Raw genomic sequence first — 15,365 nt, forward strand, 5'->3', positions numbered from 1 at the left:
GGAGTTCCTGCCCATGCGCTCCTCGCATCCCCGTTCCGCCGCCGTCGCGGCCCTCGTCGCCACCGCACTGGCCACCGGCCTGCTCGCGGGCTCCGCCGACGCGGCCGAAGGCGCCGTGTCCGCCGATCCGATACGCATCCACGACATCCAGGGCACCACCCGGATATCCCCGCTGAACGGCAAGCAGGTCACCGACGTCGAGGGCATCGTGACGGGCGTGCGGACGTACGGCTCGCGCGGCTTCTGGATCCAGGACCCGGACGCCGACGACAACGACGCCACCAGTGAGGGCGTGTTCGTCTTCACCAGCTCCGTTCCGACCGTCGCCGTGGGCGACGCGGTGAAGGCCTCCGGCACCGTCGGCGAGTACGTCCCCGGCGGCCTGACCTCCGGCAACCAGTCGGTGACCCAGATCTCCAAGCCGACGGTGACCGTGGTCTCCTCCGGCAACGCGCTGCCCGAGGCCACCGCGGTCAACGAGTACACGGTGCCCGCCGAGTACGCCCCGGCCGGCGACCCGGCCGCCGGCGGCAGCATCAACGGCCTGGCCCTGGAACCCTCCCGCTACGCCCTGGACTTCTACGAGTCCCTGGAGGGCATGAACGTCCGCATCGGCACCTCGCGCGTGGTCGGCGCCACCACCCCGCACTCGGAGCTGTGGGTCACGGTCAAGGGCTGGGAGAACACCGCCAGGCGCGGCGGCACCGTCTACGGCTCCTACGAGTCCCAGAACACCGGCCGCCTGAAGATCCAGCAGCTCGCGCCCCTCGCGCAGCAGCCCTTCCCGGTGGCCAACGTCGGCGACAAGCTGACCGGCACCACCGAAGGCCCGCTGGACTTCAACCAGTTCGGCGGCTACACGCTGGTGGCCCGTACCCTCGGCACCGTCAAGGCGGGCACCCTCGCCCCCGAGAAGACCAAGCCGCAGGTCGCGCAGGAGCTCGCGGTGGCCACGTACAACGTGGAGAACCTCGACCCGACCGACCCGCAGGAGAAGTTCGACGCGCTGGCGAAGGCGGTCGTCGAGAACCTGGCCGCCCCCGACATCCTCGCCCTGGAGGAGATCCAGGACGATAACGGCGCCAAGAACGACGGCACCGTCTCCGCCGAGCAGACGCTGACGAAGTTCACCGCGGCGATCACGGCGGCGGGCGGCCCGGCCTACCAGTGGCGGACCGTCAACCCCGAGGACAAGAAGGACGGCGGCGAGCCCGGCGGCAACATCCGCCAGGTCTTCCTCTTCAACCCGGCGCGGGTCTCCTTCACCGAGCGCGCCCCGGGCGACGCGGTGACGGCGACCGGCGTGGTCAAGGAGAACGGCAAGGCCGCCCTGACCCACTCCCCCGGCCGCGTCGACCCCGCGAACCCGGCGTGGGCGGACAGCCGCAAGCCCCTCGCGGGCGAGTTCGTCTTCCGCGGCAAGACGGTCTTCGTGATCGCCAACCACTTCGGCTCCAAGGGTGGCGACGAGGGCCTGACCTCGCACCACCAGCCGCCGGTCCGTTCCTCGGAGGCCAAGCGGCTGCTGCAGGCGCAGGCCGTGAACGGCTTCGTCAAGGACATCCTGGCGGCGGACAAGAACGCGAACGTCCTGGTCCTCGGTGACATCAACGACTTCGAGTTCTCGGCGACGACGGACGCGCTCGCGGACGGCGGGGCCCTGTACCCGGCGATCAAGTCGCTGCCGAAGGCGGAGCGCTACTCGTACGTCTACCAGGGCAACGCGCAGGTGCTGGACCAGATCCTGACCAGCCCGGCGATCAAGAAGTTCACGTACGACAGCGTGCACATCAACGCGGAGTTCGCGGCGCAGAACAGCGACCACGACCCGCAGGTGCTGCGCTTCCGCCCGTAACTCCCCCGCTCCCACGAGCCGCAGGGGGTCCGGCCGCCGTCCTGGCCGGCCCCCCTGCCACAATCCGGCCATGACCTTCCGCACCGCCACCCGACGGGACCTGCCCGCCGTACTCGCCCTGCTCGCCGACGAGGACCAGGTCCTCGACCCGGCCTCGATCGTGGTCGGCGAGGCGCACGAGCGGGCCTTCGCCGCCATCGAGGCGGACCCCCGCAACGAGATGCTGGTCCTCACGGGCGGAGCGGACAGGGCGGACGGGGTGCACGCGTCGGACGGGGCGGACGGGGCGCACGCGTCGGACGAGGCGCACGAGATCGTCCTCGGCTGCCTCCAGCTGACGTACATACCGGGCCTGGGCCAGAACGGGCAGGAGCGGGCCGTGGTGGAGGCCGTACGGGTCCGCGCGGACCGGCGGGGCGCGGGACTCGGCGCGGAGCTGATGCGCCTGGCCGTCGAGCGGGCCCGCGAGCGCGGCTGCGGCCTGGTCCAGCTGACGAGCAGCAAGCGGCGCACGGCGGCCCACCGCTTCTACGAGCGGCTGGGCTTCGCACGCAGCCACGAGGGCTTCAAGCTGCAGCTGAAGCCGTAACGGGCCCTTTCCGGGCAAGGTGGGGACTTTCGGCCCTGGCGTGACGCTCGACACATCCCTACCGAATCCACCGGTTGTGGTGTTGAGTGTCTCCACGCCCGATCTTGCCCCGGCTTGTACCGCCCCCTCCCTGGAGGATCCGCGTGCTCCCCTCCATCCCCCTCGCCCAGGAAATCGGCCTCGCCGTGCTCGTGGCTGCGATCGTCTGGGTCGTCGGCCTCCGCCACATGCTGCGGGACAGGCGCTTCCACCGCCCGGAGCCCGTCGCCCACGAGGGTCTGCCGATGATCCCGGCCCAGCGCAGCTCCGCCTCGCACCCGATGGAGTCGGTGGAACTGACCGAGGCGGAACAGCAGGCGTTCGCCGGCCTGATCCGGACGATCCCCCTGCACTGACGCCCGACGCGTCCGCACGTACGCCGAGCGCCCTCCCGGTCCACCGGAAGGGCGCTCAGTCGCAAGCCGCGGCCGCGGTCGCCACGAACGTCCGCTGCCGGATGGCTGCGATCACCACGGTCGCTTCGCAGCGGACGGCACCGCCGTCAAGCTCGGGTCGGCCTCACCGGCGGACACCGGCCGGAACGGCCACTTCTCCGTCGGCCCGGGACGCGGCGCCCGAGCCGGGCCCGAACCCCCTGACGATCAGCCACCCGGCCAGCCCCAGTTCCCAGGCGAACACCGGGAGGGCGGCGGCCGCCCCCGCCACGGAGAGCTGCGCGTAGGCCCCGAACATCACGGCGACGGCCGAGGCGCAGATCAGCGGCCCGCCGACCAGCCCGAGCACGGCGATGAAGCGCGGCACGAGCCGTGCGCGGTACGCCAGGTACGCAAGCAGGACGGCGTTCAGGCCGAGGGCGATGTTGGGCCCGAGCAGGAACGTCCAGTCGTGCACGGCCGCCAGCGCGACGTCGGCGCCGTCCGCCGCCCCCGCGTCCCGCCGCAGGGTGACGAGCGCCAGGACGGCGACGATTCCGAGGGCGATGACGGCCGCCTCCAGCAGCCGCCCGAAGGCGTACCCGAGCGCGAGCCCCTCGCCGTGGCGCCGCAGGACGGGGAACAGCGCCGCCCCGGTACCGGCCACCGCCACCACCAGCACCACCTCGCAGAGCACCCCGAGCAGCGCCCGCGTGTCGGCTCCCTGCGCGAGCCGGCCGTCCGCCGCGCCCAGCAGGGGGCGGTACAGAGCCGCCCCGGCCATCGCGGCGACCTCGGTCAGCAGGAACAGCGACCCGGCGGCCACCGCGGTTCTCCGGTCCGGACTCATCTTCTCGGCACCCCTCGCTCATTGGCGGTGTACGCCGTACACCAAGCAGCAGGTGTACGCCGTACACCTGACAGCGACTATAGGTGTACGACGTACACTCGTCAAGGAGAGGGTGCTGTCGAGGAGGAAAGGGGCCGAACCGGAATGACCTGGCAGGAAGCCACGCACACGCAACGGATCCCCCTGAACAGGGACCGCGTCCTGCGCGCCGCCGTCGCGCTCGCCGACGCCACCGGCATCGACGCGCTCAGCATGCGCAGGCTCGCGCAGGAGCTGGACGTCGTACCGATGGCCCTCTACAAGCACGTGGCCAACAAGGAGGAGCTGCTCGACGGCATGGCCGACGCCGTCGTCGGCGAGATCGACCCGCCGGCCGCGGACCCCGACTGGCAGCGCATGGTCCGCGGGCGGATCCTCTCGGCCCGGCGGGTCCTGCTGCGCCACCCCTGGGCGGCCCGGGTCATCGAGTCGCGGACCGGCCCCACCCCGGCCGTGCTGGCGTACCTGGACTCGATGGCCGGGAGCTTCCGGGACGGCGGCCTCTCCGCCGACCTCACGCACCACGTCATGCACGCGATGGGCAGCCGCCTGCTCGGCTTCAGCCAGGAACTGTTCGACACCTCGGGCCCCTCCGGCCCGCCCGACCCCGGGCTGGCGGCGCGCTACCCGCACATCGCGGAACTGGCCGCGACGGCCGCGCACGACGGGGGCTCCACGGTCGGCGGCGGCTGCGACGACCAGTTCGAGTTCGAATTCGCCCTGGACCTCCTCCTGGACGGCTTCGAAAGCCTCCGCCGCCAGGGCTGGACGTCCGTGCGGAAGGCCTAGCGGGGCTCAAACGACGGTGAACGACAACGCGGTTCAGCGCTCGGGGTCAGAACGCGCCCCGTCGAGCAGAGGAGGAAAGGGAAGCGCCCTCCTCGGGCCGTGGCGGGGCCGTGGGAGGGCGCTCAGTGGTGACCCGCTCCGACGACTGGCGACAGCTCAGCCGCCGGTCGGCCAGTTGATCGGTGACTGGGCCGCGGGTCGGTGCGGCGGGGCGTCAGTTGTGGCTGTGCAGGACCTCGTTCAGGCCGCCCCAGGCCGCCTTGTACGGGCGGGCCTCGACGGCGCCGGTGACCGAGTTGCGGCGGAAGAGGATGTTGCTGGCGCCGGAGAGCTCCAGGGCCTTGACGATCTGGCCGTCCGGCAGGGTGACGCGGGTGCCCGCGGTCACGTACAGGCCGGCCTCGACGACGCACTCGTCGCCCAGCGCGATGCCGACGCCGGCCTCGGCGCCGATCAGGGTGCGCTCGCCGATCGAGATGACCTGCTTGCCGCCGCCCGAGAGGGTGCCCATGGTGGAGGCGCCGCCGCCGATGTCGGAGCCGTCGCCGACCACGACGCCCGCGGAGATGCGGCCCTCGACCATGGAGGTGCCGAGGGTGCCGGCGTTGAAGTTGACGAAGCCCTCGTGCATGACGGTGGTGCCCTCGGCGAGGTGCGCGCCGAGGCGGACGCGGTCCGCGTCGGCGATGCGCACGCCCTTGGGGGCGACGTAGTCGGTCATCCGCGGGAACTTGTCGATCGAGGTGACCTGGAGGTGCAGGCCCTCGGCGCGCGCGTTGAGGCGGACGGTCTCGACCTGGTCGATCGCGACCGGGCCCAGCGAGGTCCAGGCGACGTTGGCGAGCAGCCCGAAGACGCCGTCGAGGTTCTGGCCGTGCGGCTTGACCAGGCGGTGGCTGAGCAGGTGCAGGCGCAGGTACGCGTCGTGCGCGTCCAGCGGCTTGTCCTCCAGGGAAGCGATCACCGTACGGACGGCTACGACCTCGACCCCGCGGACCGCGTCCGTACGGATCGCCTTGGCCGCGGCGGCACCGAGGAGCTCCACGGCCTGCTCGGCGGTGAGGCGCTCGGTGCCGGCCGGGCCGGGCTCGGCGACCAGCTCGGGGGCGGGGAACCAGGTGTCGAGGACGGTGCCGTCGGCGGTGAGGGTGGCAAGTCCGGCGGCGACGGCGCCGGTGGTACGCGTAGCAGTCATATCCGAAACCTAACCGGCGACGGCCTGAGGTTGCGAACCGGTCTCATGTGCCGGTCTGAGCGCGTGTCGGCGCTGCCGTGCCCAGGCCCACAGCACCGCCCCGCCCGCCGCCACCGCGAGCCCGGCGCACAGTGGCCACAGCAGACCGGGCGCAGCGGAGTACAGCGCACCGCCCAGCGGGGGCCCGATGACGACCCCGCTGACCGAGATCCCCGCGTACAGGCTCTGGAACCGCCCGACGGCGTGCTCGGGCGCCTCGTCGGCGACGTAGGCGGTGGCGGTGGTCTTGTAGAGGATCTCCCCGAGGCTCAGCAGGACCATCATCACCACGGCGCTCGCGATCCCCGCCCCGAACAGCAGCGCCCCGTACCCGGCCCCGACCAGCACCAGCCCGGCGGCGATCACCGGCAGCGCCGGCCGCTCGCGCAGCGCGACGGCGGCGGGCAGCTCCAGCAGCAGGATCACCCCGCCGTTGAGGGCGATGACGAGCCCGAAGGCGCGCGGGTCCAGGCCGTGGTCGGTGAGGAAGACGGGGAAGGTGGCGTACTGCTGGCGGTAGACGACGTCGGTCACCAGGATCGCGCCGAGCAGCACCAGGAGGGCGGGCCGGGCCCGTAGTTCGGCGGCGAGTCCGCGGCCCCGACCCCCGTCCGGGACCGCGGATGCTTTGCGGGGGGCGCCGCGCGCCGGGACGGCGCGGGCGGTCCAGAGGGCGAAGGCGAGGGTTCCGACGCCGTCGGCGACGAAGAGCCAGTCGTAGGAGAGCCCCGTCGCGATCAGGGCGCCCAGCGGCGGCCCGAGGGTGAATCCGCCGTTGGACGCGCAGCGTACGAGTGCGAAGGCCTGGCGGCGGGCTCCCTCCGGGACGGTGACGGCGACCAGCGCGGAGTTGGCGGCCCGGATCACGCCGGAGGCGTACTCGGCCACCGGCATGGCCGCGAAGAGGAGCGGCGTGGGCAGCAGCGGGAGGGCCGCGAGGGTGACCCCGGCGAGGGTGGCGGCGGCGAGGAGCACCCGGCGGTGGCCGAAGCGGTCCCCGTACCAGCCGCCGCTGAAGTTGCCCGCGACCAGGCCGATGCCGCCGATCCCGGTGACGAGGCCGGCCTGGGCGGCGCCGAGTCCGCGCGGGCCGGTCAGGTAGAGGAAGACGAAGACGAAGGTGAAGCTGACGACGGCGTTGACGAACACCCCCGCAGCCAGCAGCCACACGACCTTCGGTATGTCCTTGAACCCCTGCAGCACACCCGTGTCCCCCGCTTCCGACGTGTTAGTTCCTTTTGGGAACTGACTATGTCAGCATGACAGCCTTGGGTCAACGGACAAAGGAGTTCCCATGGCCCAGCGCACACACCTCGGCGACGCGGACTGCGCCATCGCCCAGGCCCTCGACGTGGTGGGCGACTGGTGGACGCTGCTGATCGTGCGCGACACCGCGCGCGGCCTGCACCGCTTCGACGAGCTCCAGCGCGAGCTGGGGATGTCCCGCAAGGTGCTGACGGAGCGGCTGAAGATGCTCGTCGAGGCCGGGGTGCTGACGCGCGAGCCGTACCAGGAGCGCCCGGTGCGGTTCGAGTACCGGCTGACCCCGCGCGGGCGGGGGCTGCTGCCGGTCCTGGTGGCCCTCCAGGACTGGGGAGACACCTGGGTCCTGGGAGAGGGAGAGATGACGGCGACGACCGACGAGGCCTCGCGGGAGGCGGAACGGGTGCACGCGCTGCGCGGCACGCGGGTGCCGGGACTGCTGCTGCCGGACCGTTTCGGCGGGCTGAGCGACCCGGTGGCGGACACCCCGTTCACGGTCCTGTACTGCTTCCCGGGCGCGTACGCGCGCGCCGAGTCCTACCCGCCCGGCTGGGCCGGGATCCCGGGGGCCAAGGGCTGCACGTTCGAGTCGTGCACCTACCGCGACCAGCTCGCGGAGTTCACCGCGGCCGGCGCCACCGTGCACGGGGTGTCGGCCCAGCGCCCGGACGAGCAGCGGGAGTTCGCGGAGCACGAGCGGCTGCGCTTCCCGCTCCTCTCGGACGCGGACCTGGCGCTGACGGCGGCGCTGCGGCTGCCGACGTTCCGGGCGGCGGGCGTGACCCGGATCAAGCGGCTGACCCTGGTCGTGGACCGCGACCGCACGGTCCGCGAGGTGATCTACCCGATCCAGGACATCGAGGCGAGCGTGGCCGCGGCGCTGGCCGCCGTCCGCTCCGCGGGCTAGCCGGGCCGCCGCTGCGCGGAGCCGCTCCCCGCCCCGCCCTTCCTCCGCTCCCCGGGCTCTGCCCTGACCCGGTCCTCAGACGCCGGACCGGCTGAAGGATCCGGCCTCGTCGTACGCAGCACCCGCCCCAGGACCTCGCAGGCGTACGCCTCGTCGTACGCGGCGTCCGTCAGCAGGACCTGGAGGCCGATGCCGTCCATGACCGCCACCAGCGCCCGCGCCGTCACCGGGTCCGTTCGCGAGGCCAGCCCGGCGGACACGGCCTCGCACCACTGCGCCGCCACCGGCCGCAGCGCCGGGCGGCGCAGGGCCGCGAGGTAGAGCTCGTACTCCAGCTCGACCCGGCCCCGGTCCGCCGCCAGGAACTCCCCCAGCAGACGGGCCAGGGCCCGGGCGAGGTCCGCGTCGGGATCGGCCAGCGCCGGCGAGTCCGCCACCGCCCGCGCGAAGCCCTCGTTGGCCTGGCGCAGCGCCGCGACCAGCAGATCGTCGAGGGTCTTGAAGTGGTACGTCGTCGACCCGAGCGGTACGTCGGCCTCCGCGGCCGCGCTGCGGTGGCTCAGCCCCGCGATGCCCTTGGCGCCCACCACGCGGATCGCCGCGTCGATGATCCGCTGGCGCCGGTCCGGGTCGTAGCGCCGCACGCCGGGGGGCATCAGTGCGCTCCGCCGAGGTTCAGCAGGACCACCCCGCCGATCACCAGGGCGATCCCGGCGATCTTGGCGGCGGTGGCCGCCTCCCCCATGAACACGATGCCTATGGCGGCGATGGCGGCCGTGCCGACGCCCGCCCAGATGGCGTAGGCCGTGCCGACCGACATCGACTTCAGCGTCTGCGCGAGCAGGGTGAAGGCGATGACGTACCCCAGCAGGGTGCCCAGCGAGGGCCAGAGCTTGGTGAAACCGTCGCTGTACTTCATGGCGGTGGTTCCGGCGACCTCGGCGGCGATGGCCGCGGCAAGCAGTGCGTAGGGCATGTGTACAAGGGTACACATTGATGCGTACACCCGTACACATAAGCGACCCGCCGCATGACCCGGGACTCCTGCGGCCCGCGGCGCTACCCTGTCCGCCTCCTGGGGAGACGAAGGGGCGGCCCGCGCATGGCGCAGCATTGGACCCATCAGGGGGGCGGCTGGCTGCCCCCCTGCTCTCCCCGGCCGGGGGTGATACCCCTGCGCCCGCTCGCACCGCGGGAGATCCTCATCGGCGCCCTCGCCACCCTGCGCCGCCACGGCGGCCGGCTGGTCGGCGCCCTGCTCCTCGGCCAGCTCGGCGGGCTGCTGCTGGTCGCCGCCGTCGCCGGGGCGGCCACCCTCGCCTCCCTGACCCGTACCGCCGGCAGCCGGGCGTTCGTCTACGCCCTCGTCCCGGCCGTCGCCCTGTTCCTGCTGTTCAGCTGGGCCCTGGCCGGCGCCCTGGCCGCGGCCCTGCTCCGGCCGGCCGTGCTCGGGCGGCGCGTGGCGGCGCGCGAGCTGCTCCGCGCGGCCCTGCCCCGGACCCCGGCGGTGCTGGGCACCCGGCTGCTGTCCCTGCTCGCCGCCGCCGGACCGGGCGCCGCCGCCTTCGCCGCCGGACTGCCTCCGCTCGCGCTGCTTCCCCTGGCCCCGGTCGCCCTGTGGCTCGCCGTGCTCTTCGCCCTGGCGCCCACGGCCGCCGGGTACGAGGGACTCGGCCCCGTGGCGGCCCTGCGCCGGTCGGCCGGCCTGGTGCGCGGCGGCTGGTGGCGGACCCTGTGCGTCACGGCTCCGGCGGGCGCGCTCGCGCTGGGGGCCGCGTACGCCCTCCTGCACTGGTTCGGGGCCCTGGGCGTCCTGCTCGCGCCGGCCCTGCTGCTGACCTTCCCCCAGCTGACCGTCGGCCTGTTCTACGCCGACCGGCGGCTGCGCCGTGAGCACCTCGCCGGGTCGCTCACGGCGGAGCTCCCGGTCACGGGTTCAGCGTGAACCAGGCGGCCCGCGCCTTCTTCCATTCGGCGTGCGTCAGGTCCTTGGCCTCGGTGCCGTCCCCGTAGAGGTCCGCGGACCCGCTGTCGGTGATCAGCTGCACCCGGGCTCCCGCGGCCGTCAGGTCCGGGACGTCCACGACGGCCTCCCAGCCGCCCGGGTCGGTGGTCGGCAGGTCGGCCCGCCTGACCGGGGCGTGTCCGGCGACGCCGTCCCACTGGTAGAGCGCGTACGGGTCGGAGTTGTCGTCCGCGGCCCAGGAGCCGGCCAGGATCAGGTACTGCCCGGCCGCGTTCTTGCGGAGGTCCCGGACCGAGAGTCCGCCGAGGTCCAGCTCGATGCCCGTCCCGAAGACCGCCTTGGCCCCGCTCGCCAGGACCTGGTCGAAGTTGGTGACCGGCACGATCAGGGCCTTGCCGCCCGGCACGGCCGGCGCCAGCGGGGCCCGGAAGCCCAGGTAGGCGGTGGTCGTGGAGCCGGGCGCGAACTCCAGCCCCTCCACGTTCCCAGCCCGGTCACCTTGACGGTGAGGTTGGTGTAGCCGCGGCCGCGCGCGGCGACGGCCAGCTGCCGCACCGCCCCGGCGCCGGTGACGGTGACGTCCCCGGTCCCGGCGACCGAGGCCCTGCTCGACGCCGAGGCGCTGACCGTCAGGGCGGAGACGTCGGCCCCGCTCTGGCCGACGGTGACGTTCACGACCGGGTCCCCGGTCGCCCCGACGGCCCCGGACAGGTAGGACGCGGACAGGGCGATCGTCGGCGTCCCGTACGTCACGGCCTGTGCGGGCGCGGTCAGCCCGACGATCAGCAGGGCGGCGGCGCCGGCTGTCCCGGCGGCGAAACGAACGGTCACAGGGGGTCCTCTCGTATGCGGCGCCACGTCGTGACGGCCGTCGAGAAGGTTCGGTGACGGCGGACAACTCCGGGTGCACGCCATCCGTCCAGCCGGAGAACAGCCTTCCGGATCCGGGAACCCAGCCGGGACCCAGCCGGAAACCCTGATCCGGGACGCTCCGGAGAACAGCGAGGGCCCCCGGCACGACCGTGCCGGGGGCCCTCATCCGCAGGCGGTGATCAGACGTTGAAGCCGAGCGCGCGGAGCTGCTCACGACCGTCGTCCGTGATCTTGTCCGGACCCCACGGCGGCATCCAGACCCAGTTGATCCGAAGTTCGTTCACGATGCCGTCCGTCGCCGACTTCGCCTGGTCCTCGATGACGTCCGTCAGCGGGCAGGCCGCCGAGGTCAGCGTCATGTCGAGGGTGGCGATGTTCGCGTCGTCGATGTGGATGCCGTAGATCAGGCCCAGATTGACGACGTCGATGCCCAGCTCGGGGTCGACCACGTCGTAGAGGGCCTCGCGGACCTCTTCCTCGGTGGCGGGCTTGATCGACGCCTCGGGCGTCGCGTTCTCGGTCATGCCGTCTTCCTCTCCGCGTCGCCCAGAGCCTGGGCGGTCGCGTCCTTCCACGCCATCCAACTCAGCAGAGCACACTTCACGCGAGCCGGGTACTTGGAGACGCCGACGAACGCGACCGCGTCCTCCAGCACGTCCTCCATGGCCTCGTCCGGCTCGATCTTGCCCTTGGACTGCATCATCTCCAGGAAGACAGCCTGGATCTTCTGCGCCTCGGCCAGTTCCTTGCCGACCAGCAGCTCATTGAGTACGGACGCGCTGGCCTGGCTGATGGAGCAGCCCTGGCCCTCGTACGAGACGTCGGTCAGCGTCTCGCCGTCGTACTTCACGCGCAGCGTGATCTCGTCGCCGCACGTCGGGTTGACGTGGTGCACCTCGGCGTCGCCGTCGCGCAGGCCACGCCCGTGCGGGTGCTTGTAGTGGTCCAGGATCAGTTCCTGGTACATCGAATCCAGCTTCACAGCGTCCTCGTCAGCCTCATCGTCGTCGACTCGTCGTCACCCGAAGAAGTTCCGTACGTGCTCCAGCCCGTCGACCAGCGCGTCGACCTCGGCCGGAGAGGAGTACAGATAGAAAGACGCTCGCGTCGTCGCCGGAATTCCGTAGCGCAGGCAGACGGGGCGCGCGCAGTGGTGTCCCACGCGGACCGCGATGCCCTGCTCGTCCAGCACCTGGCCGACGTCGTGCGGGTGGATGTCGCCGAGGACGAAGGAGATCGCGGCGCCGCGGTCCTCGGCCGTGGTGGGGCCGATGATCCGCAGGTCGGGCACCTCGGCGAGGCGCTTGATCGCGTACTCGGTGATCGCGTGCTCGTGCGCGGCGATCTTGTCCATGCCGATCGCGGACAGGTAGTCCACGGCCGCGCCGAGGCCGACGGCCTGGGCGATCGGGGGCGTACCGGCCTCGAACTTGTGGGGCGCCGGGGCGTACGTCGAGGCGTGCATCGACACGGTCTCGATCATCTCGCCGCCGCCGAGGAACGGAGGCAGGTCCTCCAGGAGCTCCTGGCGGCCCCAGAGGACGCCGATGCCGGTCGGGCCGCACATCTTGTGGCCGGTGAAGGCCACGAAGTCGGCGCCGAGCGCCTGCACGTCCAGCGGCATGTGCGGAGCGGCCTGGGAAGCGTCGATCAGCACCAGGGCGCCGACGTCCTGGGCGCGCCGGACGATCGCCTCGACCGGGTTGACCGTGCCCATGATGTTGGAGACCAGCGTGAAGGAGACGATCTTCGTCTTCTCCGTGATGACCTCTTCGATGTTGGACAGGTCGAGCCGGCCGTCGTCGGTGAGGCCGAACCACTTCAGCTTCGCGCCGGTGCGCTGCGAGAGCAGCTGCCACGGCACGATGTTGGAGTGGTGCTCCATCTCCGTGATGGCGATCTCGGTCTCGCGGTCGACCCGGTAGGGCTCGTCCGCCCAGCCGAGCATGTTCGCGACCAGGTTGAGCGACTCCGAGGCGTTCTTGGTGAAGATCACCTCGTCGCGGCTCGGTGCGTTGATGAAGGTGGCGACCTTGTCGCGAGCACCCTCGTACAGCGCCGTGGCCTCCTCGGCGAGCACGTGCACGCCACGGTGGACGTTGGCGTTGTGCTGCTCGTAGTACTCGTTCAGCGCGTCGAGCACCTGGCGCGGCTTCTGCGAGGTCGCCGCGTTGTCCAGGTAAACGATCTTCTTCCCGTCGTGGACCACACGATCCAGCAGGGGGAAGTCCTTGCGGATCGCCTCGATGTCGAGGAGGCCAGGCAGCTGAATCACGCGGTCGCGCCACCCTTCACGTACTTGTCGTAGCCCTCGGCCTCCAGCTGGTCGGCGAGCTCGGCGCCACCGGACTCGGCGATACGGCCGTTCGCGAACACGTGCACGAAGTCGGGCTTGATGTAGCGCAGGATGCGCGTGTAGTGGGTGATCAGCAGGGTGCCGACCTCGCCGCTCTCGCGGACGCGGTTGACGCCCTCCGAGACGATGCGCAGCGCGTCGACGTCGAGGCCGGAGTCGGTCTCGTCGAGGATCGCGATCTTCGGCTTCAGAAGCTCCAGCTGCAGGATCTCGTGGCGCTTCTTCTCACCGCCGGAGAAGCCCTCGTTGACGTTGCGGTCGGCGAAGGCCGGGTCCATGGAGAGCTGCTCCATCGCGGACTTGACCTCCTTCACCCAGGTGCGCAGCTTCGGGGCCTCGCCGCGGATGGCGGTGGCCGAGGTGCGCAGGAAGTTGGAGACCGAGACGCCGGGGACCTCGACCGGGTACTGCATCGCGAGGAAGACGCCGGCGCGCGCACGCTCGTCGACGGACATCTCCAGGACGTCCTCGCCGTCGAGGGTCACGGTGCCACCGGTGACGGTGTACTTCGGGTGACCGGCGAGCGAGTACGCCAGGGTGGACTTGCCGGAGCCGTTCGGACCCATGATGGCGTGCGTCTCACCCTGCTTGACGGTGAGGTCGACGCCCTTGAGGATCTCGCGGGCGCCGTTCTCGGCCTCGACGGAGACGTGCAGGTCGTGGATTTCAAGCGTTGCCATGGATACCTCAGGACTCCTGGGTGAGGGAGACGAGCACGTCGTCCCCTTCGATCTTTACGGGGTATACGGGTACGGGGCGCGTCGCGGGCAGACCGGAGGGCTTGCCGGTGCGCAGGTCGAAGGCCGACCCGTGCAGCCAGCACTCGATCATGCAGTCCTCGACCTCGCCCTCCGAGAGCGAGACGTTCGCGTGCGAGCAGATGTCGTTGATCGCGAACACCTCCCCGTCGGTGGAGACGATGGACACCGGCGTGCCGTCGAGTTCCACCCGCTTCGGGGTGTTCTCCTCCAGCTCGCTCAGCGTGCAGGCCTTGACGTAATTCATCAGACGGAACCCTGGAGCTCGGTCTCGATCTTGGAGAGCAGGCGCTCCTCGATGTCCGGGACACCGATCTGCTGGACGAGCTCGGCGAAGAAGCCGCGGACGACCAGGCGGCGGGCCTCGTCGGCCGGGATGCCACGGGCCTGCAGGTAGAAGAGCTGCTCGTCGTCGAAGCGGCCGGTCGCCGAGGCGTGGCCGGCGCCGACGATCTCGCCGGTCTCGATCTCCAGGTTCGGCACCGAGTCGACCCGCGCACCGTCCGTGAGGACCAGGTTGCGGTTCATCTCGTAGGTGTCGGTGCCCTCGGCGGTCTTCTCGATGAGCACGTCGCCGATCCAGACCGCGTGGGCGTCCTGGCCCTGGAGCGCGCCCTTGTAGACCACGTTCGACTTGCAGTGCGGCGCGTCGTGCTGCACCAGGAGGCGGTGCTCCTGGTGCTGGCCGGCGTCCGTGAAGTACAGGCCGAAGAGCTCGGCCTCGCCGCCGGGGCCTGCGTAGCTGATGCGCGGGTGGATGCGGACGACGTCGCCGCCGAAGGTGACCACGATCGACTTGAAGGTCGCGTCGCGGCCGACCAGCGTGTTGTGCTGCGAGCAGTGGACGGCGGTGTCGTCCCAGTCCTGCACGGAGACGACCGTGAGCTTGGCGCCGTCGCCGACCAGGAAGTCGACGTTGGCGGCGCGCACGGCGTCACCGGTGTGGTCGATGACGATGACGGCCTCGGCGAAGGCCTGCACGTCGAAGACGGTGTGCCCGAAGGTGGTGCCGCCCTCGCCGTGCAGCGTGAGGCGCACCGGCTCGGTCAGGACGGCCTCCTTGGGCACGGTGACGACCGTGGCCTTGGCGAAGGACGAGAACGCCTGGGCGGCGATCCGGTCCACCGGGGTGCCGGCCTTGCCGATGCGCGCGTCGCCGCGCTCCACCGACTCGACCGTGACGCCCTCGGGCGCGTCGATCTGGGCCTTGATGGCGCCGTCGGCGACCGCGGTGCCGTCGTGGAGACCACGCAGGCGGGCCAGCGGAGTGAAGCGCCACTCCTCCTCGCGGCCGTGGGGCACGGGGAAGTCCGCCACGTCGAAGGACGGGGGGGCACTCATCCGGGTGGCGACGGTGGACTCGGCGGCCACCGCGATCGCGCCGGCGGTGGTCGAACCCGCCGGAATGTTCTGAGCCTCAGCCATGGCTGTCTTCGTGCTCTCTTCCTACGTCAAAGAATGTCTGCGGGACTC

Annotated in this window: 19 protein-coding genes; 6 read left to right on the forward strand and 13 right to left on the reverse strand. The window is 71.8% G+C overall.

The window, feature by feature from the left end:
• Positions 1-13 precede the first annotated feature (13 nt).
• The 3 genes from OG332_RS11140 to OG332_RS11150 all read left to right on the forward strand — a co-directional run bounded on the left by OG332_RS11140 (position 14) and on the right by OG332_RS11150 (position 2,839).
• On the forward strand, positions 14-1,855 hold the full coding sequence (locus OG332_RS11140; RefSeq protein WP_327413305.1) for an endonuclease/exonuclease/phosphatase family protein: 1,842 nt from the start codon (positions 14-16) through the stop codon (positions 1,853-1,855).
• Positions 1,856-1,925: 70 nt separating this feature from the next.
• Entirely contained in the window at positions 1,926-2,444 is a 519-nt protein-coding gene (locus OG332_RS11145) for a GNAT family N-acetyltransferase (protein ID WP_327413306.1), read from the forward strand.
• Between the two features lie 143 nt (positions 2,445-2,587).
• Positions 2,588-2,839, forward strand: a complete 252-nt coding sequence (locus tag OG332_RS11150; protein ID WP_327413307.1) for a hypothetical protein — start codon at positions 2,588-2,590, stop codon at positions 2,837-2,839.
• Between the two features lie 163 nt (positions 2,840-3,002).
• Here OG332_RS11150 and OG332_RS11155 read toward each other — a convergent pair whose 3' ends face one another.
• Positions 3,003-3,707 carry a DUF4386 domain-containing protein gene (locus OG332_RS11155; protein WP_327413308.1) on the reverse strand — a complete coding sequence of 235 codons (705 nt, stop codon included), beginning with the start codon at positions 3,705-3,707 and terminating at the stop codon, positions 3,003-3,005.
• Positions 3,708-3,851: 144 nt separating this feature from the next.
• Here OG332_RS11155 and OG332_RS11160 point away from each other — a divergent pair, with 144 nt between their 5' ends.
• Entirely contained in the window at positions 3,852-4,535 is a 684-nt protein-coding gene (locus OG332_RS11160) for a TetR/AcrR family transcriptional regulator C-terminal domain-containing protein (RefSeq protein ID WP_327413309.1), read from the forward strand.
• A 214-nt stretch (positions 4,536-4,749) separates the two neighbouring features.
• On the opposite strand, the gene dapD is transcribed toward OG332_RS11160, so the two are convergent.
• The gene (gene dapD / locus OG332_RS11165) at positions 4,750-5,730 is read right to left on the reverse strand and encodes a 2,3,4,5-tetrahydropyridine-2,6-dicarboxylate N-succinyltransferase (RefSeq protein WP_327413310.1); all 981 of its coding nucleotides are present in this window, start codon (positions 5,728-5,730) and stop codon (positions 4,750-4,752) included.
• 9 nt (positions 5,731-5,739) lie between these two features.
• The gene (locus OG332_RS11170; RefSeq protein WP_327419178.1) at positions 5,740-6,969 is read right to left on the reverse strand and encodes an MFS transporter; all 1,230 of its coding nucleotides are present in this window, start codon (positions 6,967-6,969) and stop codon (positions 5,740-5,742) included.
• 94 nt (positions 6,970-7,063) lie between these two features.
• Between OG332_RS11170 and OG332_RS11175 the strand changes: the two genes are divergently transcribed.
• A complete protein-coding gene (locus tag OG332_RS11175; RefSeq protein ID WP_327413311.1) occupies positions 7,064-7,939 on the forward strand; it encodes a winged helix-turn-helix transcriptional regulator in 876 nt (291 codons plus the stop codon).
• On the opposite strand, the gene OG332_RS11180 is transcribed toward OG332_RS11175, so the two are convergent.
• On the reverse strand, positions 7,936-8,595 hold the full coding sequence (locus OG332_RS11180) for a TetR/AcrR family transcriptional regulator (RefSeq protein WP_327413312.1): 660 nt from the start codon (positions 8,593-8,595) through the stop codon (positions 7,936-7,938). The genes OG332_RS11175 and OG332_RS11180 overlap by 4 nt on opposite strands.
• Complete coding sequence (locus OG332_RS11185) at positions 8,595-8,915, reverse strand: DMT family transporter (protein ID WP_319723170.1); 321 nt, start codon at positions 8,913-8,915, stop codon at positions 8,595-8,597. Before OG332_RS11185 ends, OG332_RS11180 begins: the two co-directional genes overlap by 1 nt.
• A 126-nt stretch (positions 8,916-9,041) precedes the next feature.
• Between OG332_RS11185 and OG332_RS11190 the strand changes: the two genes are divergently transcribed.
• Positions 9,042-9,884, forward strand: a complete 843-nt coding sequence (locus OG332_RS11190; protein WP_327413313.1) for a hypothetical protein — start codon at positions 9,042-9,044, stop codon at positions 9,882-9,884.
• On the opposite strand, the gene OG332_RS47825 is transcribed toward OG332_RS11190, so the two are convergent.
• From OG332_RS47825 to sufD, 8 genes are all read right to left on the reverse strand, one after another.
• Complete coding sequence (locus tag OG332_RS47825; RefSeq protein ID WP_442816138.1) at positions 9,868-10,311, reverse strand: hypothetical protein; 444 nt, start codon at positions 10,309-10,311, stop codon at positions 9,868-9,870. The two genes, OG332_RS11190 and OG332_RS47825, sit on opposite strands and share 17 nt — an antisense overlap.
• A complete protein-coding gene (locus tag OG332_RS47830) occupies positions 10,290-10,736 on the reverse strand; it encodes a hypothetical protein (RefSeq protein ID WP_442816139.1) in 447 nt (148 codons plus the stop codon). Before OG332_RS47830 ends, OG332_RS47825 begins: the two co-directional genes overlap by 22 nt.
• Before the next feature lie 221 nt (positions 10,737-10,957).
• Positions 10,958-11,302 (reverse strand): metal-sulfur cluster assembly factor, encoded by a 345-nt coding sequence (locus tag OG332_RS11200; RefSeq protein ID WP_030388904.1) that lies wholly within the window; start codon positions 11,300-11,302, stop codon positions 10,958-10,960.
• On the reverse strand, positions 11,299-11,760 hold the full coding sequence (sufU, locus tag OG332_RS11205) for a Fe-S cluster assembly sulfur transfer protein SufU (protein WP_319723175.1): 462 nt from the start codon (positions 11,758-11,760) through the stop codon (positions 11,299-11,301). Before sufU ends, OG332_RS11200 begins: the two co-directional genes overlap by 4 nt.
• 36 nt (positions 11,761-11,796) lie before the next feature.
• On the reverse strand, positions 11,797-13,053 hold the full coding sequence (locus OG332_RS11210; RefSeq protein WP_327413314.1) for a cysteine desulfurase: 1,257 nt from the start codon (positions 13,051-13,053) through the stop codon (positions 11,797-11,799).
• Positions 13,050-13,814 (reverse strand): Fe-S cluster assembly ATPase SufC, encoded by a 765-nt coding sequence (gene sufC / locus OG332_RS11215; RefSeq protein WP_327413315.1) that lies wholly within the window; start codon positions 13,812-13,814, stop codon positions 13,050-13,052. Before sufC ends, OG332_RS11210 begins: the two co-directional genes overlap by 4 nt.
• A 7-nt stretch (positions 13,815-13,821) precedes the next feature.
• Positions 13,822-14,139, reverse strand: coding sequence for a bifunctional 3-phenylpropionate/cinnamic acid dioxygenase ferredoxin subunit (locus OG332_RS11220; protein WP_319723179.1), 318 nt, complete (start codon positions 14,137-14,139; stop codon positions 13,822-13,824).
• Positions 14,139-15,317, reverse strand: a complete 1,179-nt coding sequence (gene sufD, locus OG332_RS11225) for a Fe-S cluster assembly protein SufD (RefSeq protein ID WP_327413316.1) — start codon at positions 15,315-15,317, stop codon at positions 14,139-14,141. The genes OG332_RS11220 and sufD overlap by 1 nt, the downstream gene beginning before the upstream one ends.
• Positions 15,318-15,365 lie beyond the last annotated feature (48 nt).

This window comes from Streptomyces sp. NBC_01233 (genome assembly GCF_035989305.1).
GTDB lineage: Bacteria > Actinomycetota > Actinomycetes > Streptomycetales > Streptomycetaceae > Streptomyces.